Origin of the sequence: Polaromonas potterensis (assembly GCF_033446725.1) — a bacterium.
Lineage (GTDB): Bacteria > Pseudomonadota > Gammaproteobacteria > Burkholderiales > Burkholderiaceae_C > Polaromonas.
Map to the genome: position 1 here is coordinate 80,313 of NZ_JAWQLX010000014.1, position 21,301 is coordinate 101,613.

The 21,301-nt window shown below is 62.6% G+C and carries 19 protein-coding genes; 13 read left to right on the forward strand and 6 right to left on the reverse strand.

The genetic code is table 11. The features are described 5' to 3' along the window. The first annotated feature begins 36 nt into the window (after positions 1-36). The 9 genes from dnaX to R6254_RS20780 all read left to right on the forward strand — a co-directional run bounded on the left by dnaX (position 37) and on the right by R6254_RS20780 (position 7,949). Entirely contained in the window at positions 37-1,935 is a 1,899-nt protein-coding gene (dnaX, locus tag R6254_RS20740; protein WP_318409577.1) for a DNA polymerase III subunit gamma/tau, read from the forward strand. Between the two features lie 52 nt (positions 1,936-1,987). Next, the gene (locus R6254_RS20745) at positions 1,988-2,320 is read left to right on the forward strand and encodes a YbaB/EbfC family nucleoid-associated protein (RefSeq protein WP_318409578.1); all 333 of its coding nucleotides are present in this window, start codon (positions 1,988-1,990) and stop codon (positions 2,318-2,320) included. A 135-nt stretch (positions 2,321-2,455) separates the two neighbouring features. Continuing rightward, entirely contained in the window at positions 2,456-3,082 is a 627-nt protein-coding gene (gene recR / locus R6254_RS20750; RefSeq protein ID WP_318409579.1) for a recombination mediator RecR, read from the forward strand. A gap of 92 nt (positions 3,083-3,174) precedes the next feature. Then, complete coding sequence (locus tag R6254_RS20755; RefSeq protein WP_318409580.1) at positions 3,175-3,588, forward strand: MAPEG family protein; 414 nt, start codon at positions 3,175-3,177, stop codon at positions 3,586-3,588. A 383-nt stretch (positions 3,589-3,971) separates the two neighbouring features. Next, positions 3,972-5,021, forward strand: coding sequence for an ABC transporter substrate-binding protein (locus tag R6254_RS20760; RefSeq protein WP_318409581.1), 1,050 nt, complete (start codon positions 3,972-3,974; stop codon positions 5,019-5,021). A 147-nt stretch (positions 5,022-5,168) separates the two neighbouring features. Next, positions 5,169-6,008: an ABC transporter ATP-binding protein gene (locus tag R6254_RS20765; protein ID WP_318409582.1), complete on the forward strand. Its 840-nt coding sequence runs from the start codon at positions 5,169-5,171 to the stop codon at positions 6,006-6,008. A gap of 118 nt (positions 6,009-6,126) precedes the next feature. Further along, entirely contained in the window at positions 6,127-6,966 is an 840-nt protein-coding gene (locus tag R6254_RS20770) for an ABC transporter permease (RefSeq protein WP_318409583.1), read from the forward strand. Continuing rightward, entirely contained in the window at positions 6,966-7,658 is a 693-nt protein-coding gene (locus R6254_RS20775; RefSeq protein WP_318409584.1) for a glutathione S-transferase family protein, read from the forward strand. The genes R6254_RS20770 and R6254_RS20775 overlap by 1 nt, the downstream gene beginning before the upstream one ends. Before the next feature lie 138 nt (positions 7,659-7,796). Next, positions 7,797-7,949, forward strand: a complete 153-nt coding sequence (locus tag R6254_RS20780) for a DUF3096 domain-containing protein (protein ID WP_318409585.1) — start codon at positions 7,797-7,799, stop codon at positions 7,947-7,949. Positions 7,950-8,417: 468 nt separating this feature from the next. Here the strand turns inward: R6254_RS20780 and R6254_RS20785 are convergent, their stop codons facing one another. After that, complete coding sequence (locus tag R6254_RS20785; protein ID WP_318409617.1) at positions 8,418-9,845, reverse strand: transglycosylase SLT domain-containing protein; 1,428 nt, start codon at positions 9,843-9,845, stop codon at positions 8,418-8,420. A gap of 143 nt (positions 9,846-9,988) precedes the next feature. Beyond that, a complete protein-coding gene (locus tag R6254_RS20790) occupies positions 9,989-10,840 on the reverse strand; it encodes a hydroxyacylglutathione hydrolase (RefSeq protein WP_318409586.1) in 852 nt (283 codons plus the stop codon). 12 nt (positions 10,841-10,852) lie between these two features. Between R6254_RS20790 and R6254_RS20795 the strand changes: the two genes are divergently transcribed. From R6254_RS20795 to R6254_RS20810, 4 genes are all read left to right on the forward strand, one after another. Beyond that, a complete protein-coding gene (locus R6254_RS20795; protein WP_318409587.1) occupies positions 10,853-11,683 on the forward strand; it encodes a class I SAM-dependent methyltransferase in 831 nt (276 codons plus the stop codon). A gap of 40 nt (positions 11,684-11,723) precedes the next feature. After that, positions 11,724-12,197, forward strand: coding sequence for a ribonuclease HI (rnhA, locus tag R6254_RS20800; protein WP_318409588.1), 474 nt, complete (start codon positions 11,724-11,726; stop codon positions 12,195-12,197). 244 nt (positions 12,198-12,441) lie between these two features. Next, positions 12,442-13,767 (forward strand): efflux RND transporter periplasmic adaptor subunit, encoded by a 1,326-nt coding sequence (locus R6254_RS20805; protein ID WP_318409589.1) that lies wholly within the window; start codon positions 12,442-12,444, stop codon positions 13,765-13,767. Between the two features lie 30 nt (positions 13,768-13,797). Beyond that, a complete protein-coding gene (locus R6254_RS20810; RefSeq protein ID WP_318409590.1) occupies positions 13,798-16,962 on the forward strand; it encodes an efflux RND transporter permease subunit in 3,165 nt (1,054 codons plus the stop codon). A 215-nt stretch (positions 16,963-17,177) separates the two neighbouring features. On the opposite strand, the gene R6254_RS20815 is transcribed toward R6254_RS20810, so the two are convergent. The 4 genes from R6254_RS20815 to moaA form a co-directional block, all read right to left on the reverse strand. Then, positions 17,178-17,954: an META and DUF4377 domain-containing protein gene (locus R6254_RS20815; RefSeq protein WP_318409591.1), complete on the reverse strand. Its 777-nt coding sequence runs from the start codon at positions 17,952-17,954 to the stop codon at positions 17,178-17,180. Positions 17,955-18,025: 71 nt separating this feature from the next. Further along, positions 18,026-19,360: a molybdopterin molybdotransferase MoeA gene (moeA, locus tag R6254_RS20820; RefSeq protein ID WP_318409592.1), complete on the reverse strand. Its 1,335-nt coding sequence runs from the start codon at positions 19,358-19,360 to the stop codon at positions 18,026-18,028. Beyond that, entirely contained in the window at positions 19,357-19,989 is a 633-nt protein-coding gene (gene mobA / locus R6254_RS20825; protein WP_318409593.1) for a molybdenum cofactor guanylyltransferase MobA, read from the reverse strand. The genes moeA and mobA overlap by 4 nt, the downstream gene beginning before the upstream one ends. Positions 19,990-20,001: 12 nt before the next feature. Then, complete coding sequence (gene moaA, locus R6254_RS20830; protein WP_318409594.1) at positions 20,002-21,132, reverse strand: GTP 3',8-cyclase MoaA; 1,131 nt, start codon at positions 21,130-21,132, stop codon at positions 20,002-20,004. Positions 21,133-21,301: the final 169 nt, after the last annotated feature.

A 21,301-nucleotide genomic window follows, 5' to 3' on the forward strand; every position in this document is an offset into this window, starting at 1 on the left:
CAAAAAACCCTCAAGGCAGCGCTTTAGAATCCCCTCATGTCCTATCTCGTGCTCGCCCGCAAATACCGCCCCAGAAACTTCTCTGAAATGGTCGGGCAGTCGCATGTGGTGCAAGCGCTGGGCAATGCGCTGCGCACGCAGCGCCTGCACCATGCCTATATGTTCACCGGGACGCGAGGTGTCGGCAAGACCACCATTTCGCGCATTCTGGCCAAGTCGCTCAACTGCCTGGGCACGGACGGGCAGGGCGGCATCACAGCCACGCCTTGTGGCGTATGCCAGGCCTGCACCGACATCGACAGCGGCCGTTTTGTCGATTACACCGAGCTGGACGCGGCCTCGAACCGCGGCGTTGACGAGATCGCGCAACTGCTGGAGCAGGCGGTTTACAAGCCAGTGGTGGGGCGCTTCAAGGTCTTCATGATCGACGAGGTGCACATGCTGACGAACACGGCCTTCAACGCCATGCTCAAGACGCTGGAAGAGCCGCCCGAGTACCTGAAGTTTGTGCTGGCCACGACCGACCCGCAGAAAGTGCCGGCCACCGTGTTGTCGCGCTGCCTGCAGTTCAATCTGCGGCCCATGGCGCCCGAAACCATTCTGGAACATTTGACCCAGGTGTTGCAGGCCGAAACCGTGGCCTCCGAGCCACAGGCATTGCGCTTGCTGGCGCGCGCGGCGCGTGGCTCCATGCGGGATGCGCTGTCGCTGACCGACCAGGCGATTGCTTTTGGCTCCGGCCAGTTGCAGGAAGCCAGCGTGCGCCAGATGTTGGGCAGTGTGGACCGCAGTTATGTGTTTCAGTTGCTGGATGCGCTGGCGCGTGGCGACGGCAAAAGTGTGGTCGAAACCTCCGAGGTCTTGCGCCTCAATGGGCTGAGCGCCGCCTCCACCCTCGAAGAAATGGCCACCGTGCTGCAACGCATGGCCGTGCTGCAAGCGGTGCCGGGCATAGGTGCGGGCGACGACGAGTCCGACCCCGAGGTGGCCGCCACGGCGCGTCTGGCGCAAACCCTGCCGGCTGATGAAACCCAATTGCTCTACAGCCTGTGCCTGCATGGCCGCGCTGAACTGGGCTTGGCGCCTGACGACTACGCGGCGCTGACCATGGTGCTGCTGCGCCTGCTGGCTTTCAAGCCCGCGGGTGCTGGCGCGGCAACGGCACCGGGGAGCGCCGTCGAGCTCCCAAAAAAGCCACAGCCTGACCGGGCACCGGCCCCGGTCGTACGCCCAGTCGCACCGACCCCTGTGCCGGCACCGATCCCTGCGCCCGCACCGGTGTCTGCGCCAGCCCCCGCACCGGTCCAGCTGGTGGCTGCGGTGCCCGAAAGATTTGAAGAAAACAGGCCTCCAGCCCAGGAGGATCAAGCGCCACCAGCTATTGATTTTGTAGCGGATGAAGATTCGATGCCGCCGCCCTGGGACATGGACGAGGAATTGGCTGGGGCCGTGGTTGCACCCGCCCCGGCACCTGTTCGCGTGTCCGAACCCGCGCCTGCCGTGGCCACGTTTGAAGCCAGTCCGCTGGGTGACGACTGGACCGCGCTGGTCAACCGGATGGTCGCTGACGACATGATTGCGGCGCTGACGCGTGAACTGGCCTTGCAGTCCGAGCTGCGTTCCCAACTGGACGGTGTCTGGACCCTGCGCGTCGAGCGTGAGTCGCTGACCCATACCGCCTCGCGCGAAAAACTCCAACTCGCCCTGCAAGCCGCCGTGCCTGACAACGCGGCCATCAAGCTGGTGGTTGAAGTCGGCCCGGTGGGTGATTCACCGGCTAGGCGCAACGCGGCTGCGCAGCAGGCGCGGCAACGCGAGGCCGAAGCCATCATTCTCAACGACCCTTTTGTGCAAGACATGATGCGCGACTGGGGTGCCAAAATTGTGCCGGGCAGCATCAAGCCGGTGAAGCCCGCCGCTGCCAAGCCGATATGATCGAAGCCCTGTGGGCGCATTGATTTAGCCATTTAGATTCAAAGGAAAAAACATGTTCAACAAAGGACAACTCGCCGGCCTCATGAAACAGGCCCAGAGCATGCAGGACAACCTGAAAAAAGCGCAGGACGAACTGGCTTTCATCGAGGTGACGGCCGAGTCCGGCGCCGGCCTGGTCAAAGTCACGATGACTTGCAAACACGACGTCAAACGTGTCGAGATCGACCCCAGCCTGCTGGGTGAAGACAAGGACATGCTGGAAGACCTGGTGGCAGCCGCCTTCAACGCCGCCGTGCGCAAGGCCGAAGAACTGAGCCAGGAAAAAATGGGCAAACTCACGGCAGGTATGCCCGGCCTGCCCGGCGGCATGAAGTTCCCGTTCTAAATCTGTGAGCCCCCACGTTCGCTCGCTGCGCGTAGCTCTCTGCCCCCCGAGGGGGCGCTGCGCCTGCGGCCCGGCGAAGCCGGTTCCGCGGCCCCGGCTGGGTGTGTCCGTGCATACGCTTGCACCTTAGCCACCATGGCTGACTCCAATGCCCTTGAGGGCTTGACCCAAGCGCTGAAGCGCCTGCCCGGCGTGGGCGCCAAGTCGGCGGCGCGCATGGCGTTTCATTTGTTGCAGCACGACACGCAGGGCGCCTTGCAGATTGCGCGTGCGCTGGAGCACGCGGTCCACAGCGTCAAACATTGCGCCTTGTGCAATACCTTGACCGAGCTGGACGTGTGTATCACCTGCGCCAACCCCGAGCGCGACCGCAGCAAGTTGTGTGTGGTCGAAACCCCGGCCGACCAGGCTGCGCTGGAGCGCACGCGGGCCTACCGCGGCCTGTATTTTGTGCTGATGGGCAAACTCAGCCCGCTCGACGGCATAGGCCCGCACGACATTGGCCTGAAAAAATTGTTCGACCGCGTGGTGCCCAAAGATGCGCAGGGTGAGCCGGCGGGTGCCGATGCCCGAGAGGTGCAGGAAGTGATTCTGGCGACCAACTTCACGGCCGAAGGCGAGGCCACGGCGCATGTGATCACGCAGGCGTTGAAAAGCCGCGGCGTGCAGGTGACGCGCCTGGCGCGTGGCGTGCCTGTGGGCAGCGAGCTGGAGTACGTCGACCTGGGCACGATTGCCCACGCGCTGGTGGATCGCCGTTAAGGCTCTCTGCCGGCTGAGTCATATTCGCTATACTTTTTATAGCTGTCAGCGACCGTCCTTCAAAGACTACAAGCCAGAAAGGCACTTGATTCATGAACTATGCGCATTTCACCGTGGCCTACTGGTGTTTGCTGGTCGCCGCCTTGTTGCCGATTGGCTGTGCGGCCCTGGCCAAGTGGGGCATGTTCAGTGTCTCTCCGCGTCAGGGGGGTTATGACAACCACCACCCGCGCGCCTGGCTGGCCAAGCAAACCGACTGGCGCGCGCGTGCCAACAGTGCGCAAGCCAACACCTTTGAAGCGCTGCCGTTTTTCTTTGCAGCGGTGATCATTGCGCACCAGTTGCAGGCGCTCCAGGTGAGGCTGGATGTTTTTGCGTTTGTGTTTGTGGTGCTGCGCATTGCCTACGTCATCATGTACGTGGCCGACATGGCCAAAACCCGCAGCGCGCTCTGGGCCCTGGCCTTGCTGGTCAACATCGGCATTCTGTTTCTCGGCTATCGGTAACGTCTGGTAACCAAGGGCTCTCTGCCTAACTCCCGCTATGCGCGTTCGGATCCACAACGGGATGATTTGCTCGCCAACACCGTGCAGCGTGTGCTGAAGCACACGCAAGGGGTTTGGTGAGGAAAGCGCCCGTTTTGGTCCGAACCCGAAGGGGCGTGGTTTTGCGGGCGATCCATTTCGTTACAAAACCAGGCAAGGCGTTCAGCCTTGCCTTGGGTTTTGCGCCTCATGGCTCATCCCGCAAAAGCCCCGCAGCGCGCGGCGCGAGTTAGGCAGAGAGTCCTTAACGTTCCGTACAAACCCGCACGGGATGATACCGATGCGTTTTTTTTTGTCGCTGTTTATGCTTCCTCCAAGCCATAAATTGCACAGAGAGAACCCGCATGAACACTCCTTTCTCCCTCACCCGCAGAAGCTTCGCCGGCGCTACCGCCTTCGGTGCGGCCAGCCTGGCCTTCCCGGCCTTGCGCGCCCAGGGCAAGCTTGAGAAGACAAAAATCGCGCTCGCCGTTGGCGGCAAGGCAGCGTTTTATTACCTGCCGCTGACCATCACCGAGCAGCTCGGCTACTTCAAGGCCGAAGGCCTGGAAGTCGAGATCAGCGACTTTGCCGGCGGCGCCCGTGCGCTGCAGGCCGCGGTGGGCGGCTCGGCCGACGTGGTCTCGGGCGCCTACGAACACACCATCAACCTGCAGTCCAAAAACCAGATGTTCCAGGCCTTTGTGCTGCAGGGCAGGGCGCCGCAGATTGCCTTTGGTGTGTCCACCAAAAACATGCCCAACTACAAGTCGGTGGCCGATCTGAAGGGCAAAAAAATCGGCGTCTCCGCGCCCGGCTCGTCCACCAACATGATGGCCAACTTGGTGCTCTCGCGTGCCGGGCTCAAGCCCAGCGATGTGAGTTTTATCGGTGTCGGCACCGCCGCCGGCGCGCTGGCGGCTTTGCGTTCTGGCCAGATCGACGCGATGAGCAACACCGATCCGGTGATGACCATGCTGGAGCAAAAAGGCGATGTAAAAATCATCTCCGACACACGCACACTCAAGGGCACGATTGATGTGTTTGGCGGCCCCATGCCGGCGGCCTGCCTGTATGCGCCCATGGACTTCATCCAGAAAAATCCCAACACCTGCCAGGCCTTGACCAATGCCATCGTGCACGGCCTGAAGTGGCTGCAAACCGCCGGCCCCAGCGACATCATCAAGACCGTGCCCGAAAACTACCTGCTCGGCGACCGCGGCTTGTACCTCGCGTCTTTCAACAAGGTGCGCGAGGCGATTGCCGTGGACGGCCTGATTCCCGAGGACGGCGCGAGGACGGCGCTCAAGGCGCTGGCCAGTTTCGATGCCAGCATCAAGGCCGACAAGATCGACCTGAGTAAAACCTACACCAACGAATTCGCCCGACGCGCGAAGGACAAGTTCAAAGCCTGAGCAATGTTGCCCCCACGCTCGTCGCTTCGCGTACTTCGCTTCCCCCCAAGGGGGCTCATTTTCCCAGGGGCGGCCCGTCGGAAAATGGCGCGCTTGCTTTCCTGACCCTTTCTTAAGCCCGACCTGGTTCGCGGCCACTCTTTATCTATGCCGCAAACCTCCCAGGATCACGCCGCCGAATACGCGATTGAACTGCTCAATATCACCTGTACCTTCCGGGCGCGGGAGGATGCGGGGCCGGGTTATACCGCCGTCGGGGACACCACGCTGCGTATACGTGCCGGCGAGTTTGTCTCGGTGGTCGGCCCGACCGGCTGTGGCAAGTCCACCTTGCTCAACATCGGTGCAGGCCTGCTGGCGCCGTCTTCCGGCACGGTCAAGGTTTTTGGCGAGCCGCTGGCCGGCATCAACACCCGCGCCGGCTACATGTTCCAGACCGAAGCGTTGATGCCCTGGCGCAGCGCCATCGACAACGTGATGGTCGGCCTGCAATACCGCGGCGTGCCCGACCCCGAAGCCCGGCGGCAGGCGCAGGCCTGGCTGGACCGGGTGGGCCTGAGCGACTTCGGCGACCGTTACCCGCACCAACTGTCCGGCGGCATGCGCAAACGCACGGCGCTGGCGCAGGTGCTGGCGCTGGACCCGGACATCATCCTGATGGACGAGCCTTTTTCGGCGCTGGACATCCAGACCCGGCAACTGATGGAAAACGAGGTGCTGGACCTCTGGGCCGCGAAGAAAAAAGCGGTCATTTTTATCACCCATGACCTGGATGAAGCCATCGCCATGAGTGACCGCGTGGTGGTCTTGTCGGCCGGGCCGGCCACCTGCCCGATGGGCGAGTTCGACATCGACCTGCCGCGTCCGCGCAACGTCGCCGAGGTACGCACCCAGCCACGTTTCATCGAACTGCACACCCAGATTTGGGACGTGTTGCGCGATGAGGTGCTCAAAGGTTATGCGCAACAGTTGAAGAGAGCAGCATGAAGACGGCTCAAAAGTATGCAGTCATCCCGGACCCCGGATCAAGTCAGAGGCAGACCCGATCCGGGATCTATCTGCGCGCCAACATGGATTGCGGGTCAGGCCCGCAATGACAGAAAAAATGTGGACCTTGTTTAAACCCTCCGATAAAAACCTTCGCTACTGGCAGGTCGGCCTGCTGCTGGCTTTCCTGGGCCTGTGGCAACTGGCCTCGCGCGACCAGCAACTGGCTTTTTTCCTCGGTGAACCGGTCCAGGTCGCCGGTCGGGTCTGGTCCTGGTTCATGCCTTTCGGCTTTGGCCCCAGCCTGCTGTTTGCCGATGGCTTGCCGGGCAATGCGGACATTTATTTACACCTGGGCACCACCCTGCTGGAGACGGTGCTGGCCTTTGGCATAGGCACGGTGCTGGGCCTGGCCTGCGGCCTGTGGCTGGCGCTGGCGCCCATGGCCAGCGCCATCATGGACCCTTACATCAAGGCCGCCAACTCGATGCCGCGTGTGATCCTGGCGCCGATTTTTGCGATGTGGTTCGGCCTGGGCATCTGGAGCAAGGTGGCGCTGGCGGTGACGCTGGTGTTTTTCATCGTGTTTTTCAATGTCTATCAGGGCGTCAAGGAAGTCAGTCCGGTGGTGCTGGCCAATGCCCGCATGTTGGGTGCCAACCAGCGCCAGTTGTTGCGCACCGTCTACCTGCCCAGCGCGACCAGTTGGGTGTTTTCCAGCCTGCACACCTCGGTCGGCCTGGCCTTTGTCGGCGCGGTGGTCGGCGAGTACCTGGGTTCGGCGCGCGGTGTGGGTTATCTGATTTTGCAGGCCGAGGGCACGTTTGATGTGAACACGGTGTTTGCCGGCATCGTGGTGCTCACTGCCTTTGCCCTGGTGCTGGACGGCATTGTGGGGCGGCTGGAAAAACGCCTGATGAAATGGCAGCCGCGCACCGGTGAGACCGAGAAGTTGTGATGACAAATGCCCGTGAATCGCTGCGCCTGTATTCCGGCCCGCTGAGCATGTTCGGCGCCAAGGTGCAAATTGCCGCGCTGGAAAAAGGACTGGACGTCGAGTTGGTCATGGTGCCTTTCGAGATGCAGCGCCTGTACCAGCCCAAACACCCGGAGGTGCTGCGCATCAACCCCAAGCAGCAGGTGCCGGTGCTGGTCCATGGCGATCTCGAACTGTTCGATTCGACCCAGATTTTTGAGTACCTGGAAGAGTTGCAGCCGGCGCCGCCGCTGTGGCCGGCCGGCCTGGCTGCCAAAGCCCGCGCACGCCTGCTGGAGCATCAATCCGACGAGGTGTATTTCCCGCCCATCGTTCGCCTGATGGGGTTGCAGGACCGGCCGCAAGACCCGCTGGCCATCGCAGCGCGCGAGGCCTCGGCTGCATATTACGTGGCCATGGATGCGCTGCTTGTGGACCGTGATTACCTGGCCGGCCCGTATTCGTTTGTCGACATGGCGTTTTACATGGCGCAGCTGTTTGGCGAGCGTATGGGGGCGGTGATGGGGGATGACACGCCGCGCCTGCTGGCCTGGCGTGAGCGGCTCTCGCATCGGCCAGCCGTGCGGCAGGTGGCCGGTGCGATGGCGCAATACCTGCTGTCGCAGGGGCGGCCGCTGCCGGCTTTTTTGGCGGACCTGGTGCTGGCTGCTTGAGTCTTGCGTGCGCAGGGCTGGCCTGCTCGCTCCGTCCTACAAACGCTGGCCCGACTTGCCGTTAAATGGAATGCCTATCCCCGGTCCCGACGGCGCCTGTGTGCTGCCGGGACTTTTTGACCACTTCAAGGAATATTCATGTCTCTGACTGCCCACATTGGCCCTGTCGCGGCCCTGATCGCCGGCATCCTGATTTTGCTCATGCCCAAGCTGCTCAATTTCATCGTGGCGATTTACCTCATCATCGTCGGCGTGATTGGCCTGTTCGGAACGGGCTGGTTGCGGGTGTAAGACGCGAAGCGAAGGGCGAGGGCCCCGCGCAGCGGGATCGACCAGCGTAGCGGCTGGCGAGCCGAGGGCCTGGATGGCCCGCAGGCGAGACGCGGAGCGCGAGATGCCTCAGTCGCCGCCACCACCCGCCAGCGCCAGCAATGCCTGCGGCTGGTCTGTCGTGCGCGTGGCGCGAGTAGCGCCAGAGCGTCACACCGCCGGCTGCGCCGTGGGACTGACAGCGGGTTTCAAAACCGGCCTCGGCCAACAGGGCTTCACACACAGCGCCTCAAACTGCGGCGCCGACAACTTGTCAAAAATGCCTGGCCCCCAGAGCGGGACGGGTGCGGCCTGCTTGTCTGTGGGGTGAAACATCAGCGCAGGGGCTCAGGGGCTGGCAGGCAGGGCTCTCAGTCGCTATTGTTTTAATAGCTGCTTGTGCTTGTGGGCTAAGGGCTGGAGCCTTGTTTTTCTTGTGACTTTGGCTGCTTAGCGTTTTTTGCTCTTGACCACGGCTTTGCCCGGGTTGCGCTTGACGGCCTTGATGGCGCCGTGCGCGGGAACAGATGTTTTCCTGGCGCCGCCCATTTTGACCGGCAGAAACACCACCACCGGGTGGCCCAGTTTGAATCCGGCGTGGGCGCCCACCTTGTTCCATTCGGCCACGCTGGCGGCGCTCAGGCCGTAACGGTGGGCGATGCTGGCCACGGTTTCGCCTTTGCGCGCCTTGACGGTGCTGCGGCGCGTGACAATTTCCGGGGCGAAGGCCATCTGGGCGTTGTCGGCCACATGGCTGGTCACGTCGTTGTTTGTTGAGGCCGTGCGTGGCACCAGCAGGGTGGAGCCGGCCTTGATCAGCATGCGCGGCGGGATGCTGTTGATGCCGCGCAAGTCGGCTTCACTCATACCGACACGCCGGGCGGCGTCGCCGACGCTGAGGGTGGTGGGGGCGGTCCAGGCCGTCCAGCTGGCGTATTGGCCCTGGGTGTAAGCCTCGAAGTTGCGCTGGAATATCTTGGCGTTGTCCCAGGGCAGCAGGATGTGCGGTGTGCCGGCGGCAATGATCACCGGCCGGTGCGCCGAGGGGTTGAGCGCCTTGAAGTTGCTGATTTCCACATCGGCCAGCCGGGCGGCCAGCGCCACGTCGATGTCGCGTGTGATCTGTACTTGCTGGAAGTAAGGGTGGTTTTCAATCAGCGGCAACTCGGCGCGGAAGTTCTGCGGGTTGGCCACGATGTTTTTGACTGCCTGCAGCTTGGGCACGTACAGCCGTGTTTCATCGGGCATGCGCAAGTCGTTGTAGCTGGTGCCCAGGCCCAGTTTCTGGTTCTTGGCGATGGCGCGGCCCACGCTGCCTTCGCCCCAGTTGTAGGCGGCCAGCGCCAGGTGCCAGTCGCCGAACATGCCATAGAGTTTTTGCAGGTAGTCCAGCGCGGCGCGGGTTGAGGCCAGCACATCGCGGCGGTCGTCGCGGAAGGCGTTTTGCTTGAGGTCGAAATATTTGCCGGTGGCCGGCATGAACTGCCACATGCCGGCGGCCTTGGCGCTGGAGACGGCTTGCGGGTTGAAAGCGCTTTCGATGTATGGCAGCAAGGCCAGCTCGGTCGGCATGTTGCGCCGCTCCAGCTCTTCAACGATGTGGAACAGGTATTTGCTGGAACGTTCGGTCATGCGCTGCATGTAGTCCGGTCGGGTGGCGTACCACTGCTCGCGGTCGCTGACCAGTTCGTTTTCGAGGTTGGGCATGGCAAAGCCACGGCGTATACGTTCCCACAAATCGGCCGGCGCCTGCAGTTGGGCCACCGCGCCGGATGCGGCCTGAGCGCGGTCAATCGGCGACAGCGGACCGTTCGGGTACAGGGGTTTGGCCGCAGGTGTGGCAGCCGGGGTCGTGCTCAACACCGGGTCGCCGGGCATGCCGGGCGCGCTGCCGGTGCTGGCGCAACCGGCGAGCACGGCCAGACCCAGGCCTAACAACAGGGTTTTTAGCGTCCGCGTGTGGCGGGAAAGAGAGGGAACAAAGAAGGAGAGGAGATTTGATAAAGCGGGCTGTGGGCTTGTCATTTGAATTGGTTCTTCCACTGCCTGATGGCGGCAAATACGGTGTTGTCGTCATGGGCCGCCGGATCAAAACGTCGGGCTGCAGCCATGACCGTGGCTTGTCGGGTACGCAAAAAGGGGTTGATCAACAACTCCTGCGCCACAGTCGTGGGCAAAGTCGGCTGACCCTGGTCCCGCAAGCTGGCGCAGCGTGCATGGTAACCAATCAGCTCGATGTTGTCAGGTTCCACCGCCAGCGCAAAACGCAGGTTGCTCAGGGTGTATTCGTGGGTGCAGCAAACGCGGGTGTTGCCGGGCAGGGCCGCCAGCCGGTCCAGCGAAGCCAGCATTTGTGCCGGCGTGCCTTCAAACAGGCGCCCGCAACCGCCTGAAAACAGCGTATCACCGCAAAACAGCAAAGGCCGGCTGTCCAGGGCGAGGCCATCCGGCGCCGGGCCGCCCCAAGCCGGATGAGCCCCCTCGGGGGGCAGCGCATCACGCGAAGCAGAAAGCGTGGGGGCAAGATAGTACGCAATATGCCCGGCGGTATGGCCAGGCACGTCAATCACCTGGAAATTCAGGTCCAGGGCCCGCACGGTGTCGCCGTCCTGGAGGCGCTGGAAGGGCTCTGGAATGGACTCGCGGGCCGGGCCCACCACCTTGGCACCAGTCGCCTCACGCAGTTCATCGACACCGCCGGTGTGGTCGGCATGGTGGTGCGTGACTAGAATCGACTCTAATTGCAGCCCGTTCTCCTGCAGTACGCGCAACACGGGCTGGGCATCGCCCGGATCGACAACCAGGGCGCGCCGGCCGTCGTGCAACAGCCAGAGGTAATTGTCGTTAAACGCGGGGATGGGAATTAAGGTCATGCGGCGGTCTCGATGGGGTCACAAATTATAGGTTTCACTGACTGGTTCAGAACCCCTCCCGGCGAGTATTTGCTGGCGTGGGAGCGTGAGCGATTCGATCTCGCGGTGGCGGACATGTTTGGCTACCACGCGCTGCAACTGGGCCTGCCTGAACTGGACGCCTTGCGCAGCAACCGCATGCCGCACCAGTGGCTGGCGCTGCCAGGCGTCGACACCGGGTCCCGTCGCGATGTTTATCTTCCCGGCACGAGCCCTGTTGCGACCTCGGCACCGGTTGCAAGTTCCCCGCGTGTGGCCTTGCTGACCGATCCGGCTGCCTTGCCTTTTCCCGAAAACAGCCTGGACCTGGTGGTCTTGCCGCACACGCTGGAACTCAGCCGCGACCCGCATGCCACCCTGCGCGAGGTTGCGCGGGTGTTGGTGCCTGAAGGCCGGGTGGTCATCAGCGGCCTGAACCCCGCCAGCTTGTGGGGCTTGCGCCAGCGGCGTGCGCATTTTTACCGGCGCCTTGGGTATGGCGAGCTGTTTTTGCCGGAAGCCGGCGAGTTTATTGGTTACTGGCGCTTGCGCGACTGGCTACGTCTGCTGGATTTTGAGGTCGAATCCGGCCAGTTCGGCTGTTACCGCCCGGCCGTCAGCAGCCCGGTCTCGCTGGAGCGTTTTGCCTGGATGGACAAGCCGGGTGAACGCTGGTGGCCTATTTTTGGTGCCTTGTATTTTCTGGTGGCGGTCAAACGTGTGCGCGGCATGCGCCTGCTGGAGCCGAACTGGAAGACCAACAAGGCCACGGCGAATGCGCCGGCGGCCGTGGCCAACCAATTGCGCCGCCCCGACTCTTTTTGATGATTTATTCGATAAGCACAACCTTGGACTTTCGCAACGCATGACCGAACTTTCGCAAACCGCAGCACAACATGTGGTGATTTACACCGACGGCGCCTGCAAAGGCAACCCCGGCCCGGGTGGCTGGGGCGCCCTGATGACCACCGGCGACAGTGTCAAGGAACTCTTCGGCGGCGAACTGGACACGACCAACAACCGCATGGAGATGACGGCCGTGATTGAGGCCCTGGCCGCGCTGAAACGCCCCTGCCAGGTGACCTTGTATGTCGACAGCCAATACGTGCTCAAGGGCATGACCGAATGGATCAAGGGCTGGAAGGCCAGGGGCTGGCGTACGGCGTCCAAAGAGCCGGTTAAAAACGTTGATCTCTGGCAAAAACTCGATGCCCTGGTCAGCGGCAGCGGCCACAAGATCGACTGGCGCTGGGTGCGTGGCCATGACGGCGACCCTGGCAACGAACGCGCCGATGTCCTGGCCAACAAGGGTGTGGCCGTGGCTTTGTCCAGACGCTGAGCCGCTTCTGCAGGCCGGCTTGAGCCGGTATGTCGGCGCGGTGGCGCGCTTGCCTGCGAATGCTGCAAAAATTACACTGTAAGCACACCTAGCATCCCCCCGCCAGCGCCGGACCAGTGTTTGGTAAAGGCGTTGTAAAGCTGACGCGCAAGTCCGTTGACAGCACGCGCAAAAGCTGCGCAAGCCATGGTGTCCTGCTACATTGGAATGTTTGTATCTTTTCCATTACAAGTTTCTCCTCCCCATGGCATCAAAAGCAATTTACACGGTGGTCGCGGTAGCAGGTATCGCGGCTGCATCAGGCGCCGCCTGGTGGTACCAGAAGCCCAAGACCCCAGCCGGGGCTGGGGATGTTTCTTCGTCGGCTGCCGGGCCGACCAAAATCGCCGCCAGCGATGCCGCCAATGGCAAACCGGTGACAGTGGAAGCCGCCCGGGTGGAATTGGCCCGTTTGGTCGATGACGCGCAGGCCGTGGGCAGTTTGCGTTCGCGCCGGGGCGTGGTCTTGCGTCCCGAGGTCAGCGGCCGTATCACCCAGCTTAATTTCACCGATGGCCAGCGGGTGCGCAAGGGGCAGGTGCTGGTGCAGTTTGACGACCAGCTGCAACTGGCACAGGTCCAGCAAAGCCAGGCCGAACTGTCGATTGCCCGGGCCAACCAGAAACGCAACGAGGAGCTGGTGGCGCAAAACTTTGTCAGCCAGCGTTCCCTCGATGAAAGTGCCGCCAACCTGCAGGTGGCCGAAGCCAAGCTGTCACTGGCCAAGGCCACGGCCGCCCGCCTGAAAATTGTCGCCCCGTTTGACGGCATTGCCGGTATTCGCTTGGTCAACGTCGGGGACTACCTGAAAGACGGCGCCGACATCGTCAACATCGAGGACATCGAAGCCATTTATGTCGATTTCAGGCTGCCCGAACGTTTTCACAGCAAGGTCAGGCGCGACCAGACGGCGGTGCTCGACATCGATGCGCTGCCGGGCCGCAGCTACAGCGCGCAAATCCAGGCGATCGATCCGCTGATCGACGCCAATGGGCGTTCGGTCGGCATCCGCGGCTGTATCGACAACCGCCAGCTGCAGTTGCGTCCCGGCATGTTTGCCCGCGTCAACACGGTGTTTGGGGTGCGCGACAACGCCCGCGTGATTCCTGAAGAAGCCATTGTTCCGCAGGGCGGCAAGCAGTTTGTCATCAAGCTGCTGGAAGGCCCGAACGGGCAGACCCGCAAGTCCCAGCGTGTCGAAGTCAAGGTGGGCCTGCGTACCCCGGGCAAGGTGGAAATCCTCCAGGGGCTGGAGGCCGACGACCTCATCGTTGCGACCGGCCAGCAGCGTGTGCAGCGCGACGGCACCTTGGTCACAGTGGTGGACCTGTCCAGTGCACGGCCGGCCAGTCCGGCCAAAGCCGCCGGCAACGGATCCGCCAACGCGGCGGCCCCGGCCGAGCCCGCCTTGTCCGGCGCCAACCCCTGCGGTGTGGTGATTTCCCAGGCCCCCGCCGTGGACAAGACTGGGCGTGGCGCCGGTACGCCCGAACGCAGCCCGGCCGCGACTACAGCGCGTAATCCCGCCTGAGTTTCAAGCTGATTCACGTCACAGGTTTTTATGCAACTCGCTGAAGTTTCCATACGCCGCCCGGTATTTGCCACCGTGCTGTCACTGCTGATCGTGCTGATCGGTGCAGTGAGTTTCAACCGCCTGGCGGTCCGCGAATACCCGAAGATCGACGAGCCGGTTGTCACCGTCAGCGTGCGTTATGCAGGGGCGTCGGCCGAGGTGATCGAGTCGCAGGTGACCAAACCGCTGGAAGACTCCATTGCCGGTATTGACGGTGTGGATGTCATCACCTCCATCAGCCGCGCCGACCAGGCGCAGATCAGCGTGCGTTTCCGCCTCGAAAAAGACGCCGACTCCGCCGCCGCCGAGGTGCGCGACCGCACCTCGCGGGTGCGCAACCGGCTGCCGCAGGCCATTGAAGAACCGGTGATTGCCAAGGTCGAGGCCGACGCCTTCCCGGTCATCCAGCTGGCCTTTTCCAGCGAATCGATGACACCGCTGCAGATCACCGATCTGGTCAACCGCATCGTCAAGCCGCGTTTGCAAACCGTGACCGGTGTGGCCGATGTGCGGATTTACGGCGAGCGCAAATACGCCATGCGGGTCTGGCTGGACACCGACAAGCTGGCCTCTTACCGCTTGACCACACAAGACGTGGAAGATGCGATTCGCCGCAGCAACCTGGAACTGCCGGCCGGGCGGATTGAATCGCAGCAGCGTGAATTCAGCGTGACCTCGCAGACCGATCTGATCCGGCCAGCCCAGTTCGGCGAGATCGTGGTCAAAACCGTCAACGGATTTTCCGTCAAGGTGCGCGATGTGGCCCGGGTCGAGGAAGGGGCGGCGGACGAACGCACCTCGGTCCGGCTCAATGGCCGCTCCGCCGTGGCGGTCGGCGTGATCCGCCAGGCAACCGCCAACCCGCTGGACCTGTCCAAAGGTGTGCAGGAAGCCATTCCCAAGCTGAAAGCCGATCTGCCGCAAGACATGCTGGTGGACATCGCCAACGACAACTCGGTTTTCATCGACCGCTCGGTCAAAAACGTCTACCGCACCATCATCGAAGCGATTGTGCTGGTGGCGCTGGTGATTTTTGTGTTTTTGCGCACCATGCGTGCCTCCATCATTCCCATTGTCACTATTCCCGTGAGCCTGATCGGCACGTTTGCGCTGATGGCGCTGGCCGGTTTCACCATCAACACCTTGACCTTGCTGGCGCTGGTGCTGGCCATTGGCCTGGTGGTGGACGATGCCATCGTGATGCTGGAGAACATTTTTCGCCACATTGAAGAAGGTATGGATCCGTTTTCTGCCGGTATCAAGGGTGCGCGTGAGATCGGTTTTGCGATCATCACCATGACCGCCACCTTGGTGGCGGTGTACGCGCCGCTGGCTTTCACGCCGGGGCGTACCGGCCGTTTGTTTGTTGAGTTTGCGCTGGCCCTGGCCGGCGCGGTGGTGGTCTCGGGTTTTGTGGCGCTGACGCTAACCCCCATGCTCTGCACGCAATTGCTCAAGCACAACCCCAAGCCGAATCGTTTTGACCGCTTCATGGAGCGCTTACTGACGGCCATCTCCGATCGTTACGGCGCGGTGTTGCGCTGGGTGGTCACCACGCGGTATCAGCCGCCGGCTGGTGGGCGTAGCGTAGGTCAGCGGGTTAGGGGGGCGATCTTGCAGGCGCGCTGGATCGTTGTCGGCGTGATGCTGCTCAGCGCGATCGCAATTGCACTGGTGTTTCCGACCATGAAGCAGGAGCTGTCGCCCATGGAAGACCGTGGCGTGATCCTGGCCAACGTCAATGCGCCCGATGGCGCGACCATGGACTACACCAACCGTTATGCGCAGGCGCTGGAAAAAATGGGCCAGCCCTTCCCGGAGTTCGACCGGATTTTCGCCAACGTCGGCAACCCGACCGTGGCGCAGGCCAGCGTGGTTTACCGCACTGTGGACTGGGATGATCGCAAACGTTCCACGATGGAGATGGCGCGCGAGTTGCAGCCCAAGTTCAATGCCTTGCCGGGGGTGAGCGTTTTCACGATCACGCCGCCTTCACTGGGTCAGGGCTTTCGCGATAGGCCGCTCAACTTCGTGATCCAGACCTCGGACAGCTACCAGAACCTGAACGCCGTGGTGCGCCAGATGCTGGACGAGATCGCCAAAAACCCCGGCATCGTCTCGCCCGATGTGGATTTACGCCTGAACAAACCCGAACTGCGCATCGAGGTCGAGCGCGACAAGGCGGCCGACCTCGGCGTCAGTGTCGAAGTCGTGGCCAAGGCCATCGAGACCTTGCTGGGCGGGCGCAATGTGACACGTTACAAGCGCGACGCCGAGCAATACGACGTGATTGTGCAAACCCAGGCCAATGGCCGCACGACGCCGGAAGACATTGACCGCATCTACGTGCGCGGCCGCAACGACACGGTGATCCCGCTGTCGGCCCTGGTCAAGGTGCATGAAAGTGTCTCGCCGCGCGAGCTGAACCACTTCGGCCAGCGTCGCTCGGTTTCCATCACGGCCAGCCTGTCGGCCGACTACTCCCTGGGCGAAGCGCTCAAGTTCATGGACCAGACGGCAGCCAAGGTGCTCAAGACCGGTTACAGCACCGACCTGAACGGCACTTCGCGCGAGTTCAAAAATTCACAGGGCGCGCTGGCGATTGTGTTTGTGCTGGCGCTGGTGTTTATTTTCCTGGTGCTGTCGGCGCAGTTTGAAAGTTTTATTGATCCGCTGGTGATCATGTTGTCGGTGCCGCTGTCCATGATTGGCGCCTTGCTGGCGCTCAAGTGGTCGGGCGGCTCGCTCAATGTGTATTCGCAGATCGGCCTGATCACGCTGGTGGGGCTGATCACCAAACACGGCATCCTGATTGTCGAGTTCACCAACCAGCTGCGTGGGCAGGGCATGGAGATGATCGACGCGCTGGTAAAAGCCTCGTCGCAGCGCCTACGTCCCATCATGATGACCACAGGCGCCATGGTGCTGGGTGCCTTGCCGCTGGCCTTGTCCCACGGCGCCGGCGCCGAAAGCCGCCAGCAAATCGGCTGGGTGATTGTGGGCGGCATGTCGCTGGGCACCTTGCTCACGGTGTTTGTGGTGCCCACCATGTATTCGCTGTTTGCCCGTAGCAAAATCCCGGGTGCCAACAAGGCCGAGGCCAAGGAGGCGCCGGAGGCGCATCACGGCGAGCCGGAGTTGATCGCCAAGTAAAGGTCGCCCGGGACGTTTGGGGGAAAGCGCTGATGCCGCTTGTTTGGGGGGTATCAACTCTTTGAATGGTGCCGCAGGCGTAGCTGCTTAAATAATAAGCATGCTCCGCCAGCCCAACAAGGGCGTGGGTTTTGGGACTTGTCCCATGTCTTGTCCACAGCTCAGCCCACAGGGCGTGGGCATAAGTCCGGCGCGCTGCCGGACTGTTGTGGCCCTTAACGCACGCGCTCGCTTTCGACCCTCATGTCGAGCACATACACGTATTTCGAGGCATCGGCCGGAACCTGGGTGCGGGTGTAGCGCTTGAGGCGCAGCACGTTGCGCACGCCGGCTTGGTGGGTGTAGCCCTCGATTTCACCGTAAAAGTTCTCCCACGGGCCGGTGCTTTGTTTGAGGCCTTGCGCGTTGTAGCTGAGGGTACGCACTTTCAGGCACTGGTAGTTGGGCATGAGCGGATGGGCGCAGGGCACGCGTTCTGGCGCGACCTCCAGAAAGACCTGTTCAGCCGCAGAGCCATAACGTGTTTCCGCGGTGGCTGTGCCGTCCAGCACCCAACGCCCGCCGTCGCTAAAGCCCAGCGTCAACTGCGGGTTTGTCGCATTTCCGGTCGGGGTTTGCAGCGACCAGCGCCGGATCTCGGGCAGGCGTTGGGCCACGCGTGTTTCCAGCGCCATGAGGGCTGCGTCAGGGCAGGCCATCAGGGTGCCCATCGCGTGGCCCATCGTGATCTGCTGGCCATCGAGGGTGTACGAGGCCGACAGGGCATTACACAGCCCGCCGACCTGCATGCGCCCCTTGTTGAAGTCGAGCCGTACCATGCCCCAGCCGGTTTGCACCACACCTTGTGCGTCCAGGGCCTGGCGCAACTGCCAGTGGTAGGCGGACAGCGGTTCAGTCTGGGGGGCTTGCTCAGCCTGTGGTGACAGGTTGCCGCAGGCTGCCAGCCCCTGAACCACAAACAAGGGAAGCAGCCATTTCCATGCAGAGGTCATTTCAGTTCTCCCGATAAAGAACCAGCAGTTTGCCGCAAGGTGTTAGCGGCGCCGGAGCAGCGCCGCCAGCGCTAGATCACGCCGTCAAACATCATCACGTCGACGGCATCGCCAGGCGCCACATTGCCCTGGACATGGTGCAGCACGATCAGGCCATTGGCCTCGGCCATGGAGCTGAGCACACCCGAGCCCTGGTTGCCAGTGGTCTGGACCTGCAGCGTGCCGTCGGCCGCGCTGCTGACCGTGCCGCGCTGGTACTCGGTGCGGCCCGGTTTTTTGCGTATGGCTTCGAGGCTGCGGGCCTTGAGCAGCGGTGGCGTGGCGGCCGTGCTGCCCATCATCTGCAGCAGCGCCGGCCGCACAAAAGCCAGAAAAGTCACCATCACCGCCACCGGGTTCCCCGGTAACCCGAACAGGATAGCCCCGTTCGAGTTGCTATGGGTTTCGTAGCTGCTTGCGCCCGTGGGTATTGGGCTGGAGGTCGATTTGGTTTGAGGAATTCGGCCCACAGCCATGGGGCGGCCGGGGCGCATGGCGACACGCCAGAAGGCCACGTCGCCTAGCTTTTTCATCATGCCTTTGGTGAAATCGGCCTCGCCCACACTGACGCCGCCCGAGGTGATGATGGCGTCGACCTGCGCGGCGGCGCTGGTGAACGCGGCTTCCAGCAGGGCCGGGTCGTCGCGCACCACGCCGAGATCTATCACCTCGCAGCCCAGGCGTTTGAGCATGCCGAACACCGTGTAGCGGTTGCTGTCGTAGACTGCGCCTTCACGCGGCGGCTCGCCCAGCGACAGGATTTCATCCCCGGTGGAAAAGTAGGCGACCCGCAGCGGCCGCCAGGTGTTCACGGTTTTGAGACCCAAAGAGGCCACTAGCCCAAGACGGGCGGGCGTGAGAAGCTCACCTTTTAGGAGCGCCGGCCGGCCGTTTTTTAAATCTTCGCCGCGCAGCCGGCGGTTGTCGCCAGCGCTCAGCAGTTGGGCGGGAATCGTGATGTGGTCGCCCAACACGCTGACAAACTCCTGTGGCACCACGGTGTCCAGGCCTTGCGGCATGATGGCGCCGGTCATGATCTTCACGCATTCGCCGGCGCCGACCGTGCCTTGCCAGGCTTTGCCGGCCAGGGCCGTGCCGACCACCTTCAGGGTCAGCGCGGTTCCGCTGGCCAGCGGCGCCCCGTCGAAGGCGTAACCGTCCATGGCCGAGTTGTCATGCGGCGGCACATCAAAAGGCGAGACCACATCGGCCGCCAGCACACGGCCCAGCGCGTCAAACAGCGGCAGGTCCAGGCGGTCCTGCACCGGTGCCACCAGCAGCGATAAAAAGCGCGACACGTCGGCCGCGGACAAGGCCTGTGGGTCGTAACCCTGCAACTCGGCAGCGATCTCGGCAATACTTTTCACGGCCTGAGGGCTTCCAGCCGGTGTAGCTCCGTCAGCGTGTTGGCGTTGAAAAACGCACTGGCATCGTCGCCCGGCAGGTTGAAGGGCACCAGCACGGTTTTGTGCTGCGCGGTCCACGCGTCGATCTTGCGCCCGCCGCCGGCGGTGAAGGCCGCGAGGCTTTCCAGCATGTGGGTGTGCATCAGACAAAACACCGGCTGCGCGCGCAACTGGCCATCTTCTTCGGGTGCGGCCACCACGGCAAAGTCAGCCTGCTCGGTCACCAGGGCTTGCGCCAACCGGGCCACCAGCGCTTCGCTGAACAGCGGCGTGTCGCAGGGCACGGTCAGCAGGTAAGGGGTTTCGCAACGCTCCAGCCCGGTGATAAAGCCGGCCAAAGGGCCCGAGAATTCGCCCAGGCCGGCTGCGTCGGGCCAGACCGGCACACCAAAGGCTTCATAGGCCGCCAGGTTGCGGTTGGCGTTGATCATCACCTCGCCGACCTGCGGCTGCAGCCGCAGCAGGGTGTGCAGGGCCAAGGGCACGCCGTTGAAATTCTGCAGGCCTTTGTCCACGCCGCCCATGCGCGAGCCGCGCCCGCCTGCGAGGATCACACCGGTGATTTCTGCGCCGTCTATGGTGTCTATCATGTTTTTTTCGGCCTAGCCGCCTATGTAACTCATCTCTACGCGCTTTGCCCCTTCAGTGCCGGGGACGCTGCGGTCCGGCGGCAAGGCCGCGCGCAATTCTGAATAACGGTCGCCACGGCCCTGCCAGATGTGGGCGACGGCTCCGGAGATTTGTTCGTCCGAATAGTCCCCGTTGCGCAGCAAGGCGCGCAAGTCGTGGCCCTGGCTGGCGAACAGGCACAAAAACAGCTTGCCTTCGGTCGACAGCCGGGCCCGATTGCAGTCGCCGCAAAAAGCCTTGGTCACGCTGCTGATGACGCCGATCTCGCCGCCACCATCGCTATAACGCCAGCGTTCGGCGGTTTCGCCGAGGTAGTTGGCATCGATGGCCTGCAACGGAAATTCGGCCTGCAGGCGTTCTATCACCTGGGCCGAGGGCAAGACCTCGTCCATGCGCCAACCGTTGGTGGCACCCACGTCCATGTATTCGATAAAACGCAGCACCACGCCCGAGTTGCGGAAGTGCCTGGCCATGGGAAGAATCTCGGCATCGTTGGTGCCGCGCTTGACCACCATGTTGACCTTGATAGGCGCCAGACCGACCTTGTTCGCCATCTCGATGCCCTTGAGCACGTCGGCCACCGGGAAGTCCACATCGTTCATGCGCCTGAACACCGCATCGTCCAGCCCATCCAGGCTGACCGTGACACGTTGCAGGCCGGCGTCTTTCAGGGCCTGCGCTTTTTTGGCCAGCAGCGAGGCATTGGTCGTCAGCGTGATGTCCAGCGCTTTGCCGGACGGTGTCTGCAGCTTGGCCAGCATCTCGATCAGCACCTCCAGGTGCTTGCGCAGCAAGGGTTCACCGCCGGTTAGCCGGATTTTTTCGACACCGTGTGCGACAAAAATTTTCGCCAGCCGCGTGATTTCTTCAAAACTCAGCAGCGAGCTTTGTGGCAAAAAGGCATAGTCCTTGTTGAAGACCTCGCTGGGCATGCAATAACTGCAGCGGAAATTGCAGCGGTCGGTCACGCTGATGCGCAGGTCGTGCAGAGGCCTGGCCAGGGTGTCGCGCAGCAGCCCGCTGGGTGCGGACAGCTGGTCAGGAATGTGCGGCATACGTGCCGCGTAGCGGATGTCCGCCAGAGGAATAATTTTGTCAGCCATGGATTTACCTTGTACGGAATTTACTCCATTGGCGAAGACCTCTGGTACGGCAGGGCGCTGGGTGGTTCCCGGGGGCGTCACCAGCGCTGCCGCAGGGGTGGATCGGGTAGCATGGTCGCTCCGTCCCGGCGCCATGTCCATCCCCTTTTTAGCAGGGCCTCCATGCGAT

What these genes read in the sequence shown, in the direction of transcription:
- R6254_RS20775 (WP_318409584.1), top strand. Translation starts at nt 6,966, where the DNA reads ATGACAAATGCCCGTGAATCGCTGCGCCTGTATTCCGGCCCGCTGAGC.
- recR (WP_318409579.1), top strand. Translation starts at nt 2,456, where the DNA reads ATGGCTGACTCCAATGCCCTTGAGGGCTTGACCCAAGCGCTGAAGCGC.
- mobA (WP_318409593.1), bottom strand. Translation starts at nt 19,989, where the DNA reads ATGATAGACACCATAGACGGCGCAGAAATCACCGGTGTGATCCTCGCA.
- rnhA (WP_318409588.1), top strand. Translation starts at nt 11,724, where the DNA reads ATGACCGAACTTTCGCAAACCGCAGCACAACATGTGGTGATTTACACC.
- R6254_RS20795 (WP_318409587.1), top strand. Translation starts at nt 10,853, where the DNA reads ATGGGGTCACAAATTATAGGTTTCACTGACTGGTTCAGAACCCCTCCC.
- R6254_RS20770 (WP_318409583.1), top strand. Translation starts at nt 6,127, where the DNA reads ATGTGGACCTTGTTTAAACCCTCCGATAAAAACCTTCGCTACTGGCAG.
- R6254_RS20755 (WP_318409580.1), top strand. Translation starts at nt 3,175, where the DNA reads ATGAACTATGCGCATTTCACCGTGGCCTACTGGTGTTTGCTGGTCGCC.
- R6254_RS20745 (WP_318409578.1), top strand. Translation starts at nt 1,988, where the DNA reads ATGTTCAACAAAGGACAACTCGCCGGCCTCATGAAACAGGCCCAGAGC.
- R6254_RS20780 (WP_318409585.1), top strand. Translation starts at nt 7,797, where the DNA reads ATGTCTCTGACTGCCCACATTGGCCCTGTCGCGGCCCTGATCGCCGGC.
- R6254_RS20760 (WP_318409581.1), top strand. Translation starts at nt 3,972, where the DNA reads ATGAACACTCCTTTCTCCCTCACCCGCAGAAGCTTCGCCGGCGCTACC.
- R6254_RS20815 (WP_318409591.1), bottom strand. Translation starts at nt 17,954, where the DNA reads ATGACCTCTGCATGGAAATGGCTGCTTCCCTTGTTTGTGGTTCAGGGG.
- R6254_RS20765 (WP_318409582.1), top strand. Translation starts at nt 5,169, where the DNA reads ATGCCGCAAACCTCCCAGGATCACGCCGCCGAATACGCGATTGAACTG.
- R6254_RS20805 (WP_318409589.1), top strand. Translation starts at nt 12,442, where the DNA reads ATGGCATCAAAAGCAATTTACACGGTGGTCGCGGTAGCAGGTATCGCG.
- dnaX (WP_318409577.1), top strand. Translation starts at nt 37, where the DNA reads ATGTCCTATCTCGTGCTCGCCCGCAAATACCGCCCCAGAAACTTCTCT.
- R6254_RS20790 (WP_318409586.1), bottom strand. Translation starts at nt 10,840, where the DNA reads ATGACCTTAATTCCCATCCCCGCGTTTAACGACAATTACCTCTGGCTG.
- moaA (WP_318409594.1), bottom strand. Translation starts at nt 21,132, where the DNA reads ATGGCTGACAAAATTATTCCTCTGGCGGACATCCGCTACGCGGCACGT.
- R6254_RS20785 (WP_318409617.1), bottom strand. Translation starts at nt 9,845, where the DNA reads ATGCCCGGCGACCCGGTGTTGAGCACGACCCCGGCTGCCACACCTGCG.
- R6254_RS20810 (WP_318409590.1), top strand. Translation starts at nt 13,798, where the DNA reads ATGCAACTCGCTGAAGTTTCCATACGCCGCCCGGTATTTGCCACCGTG.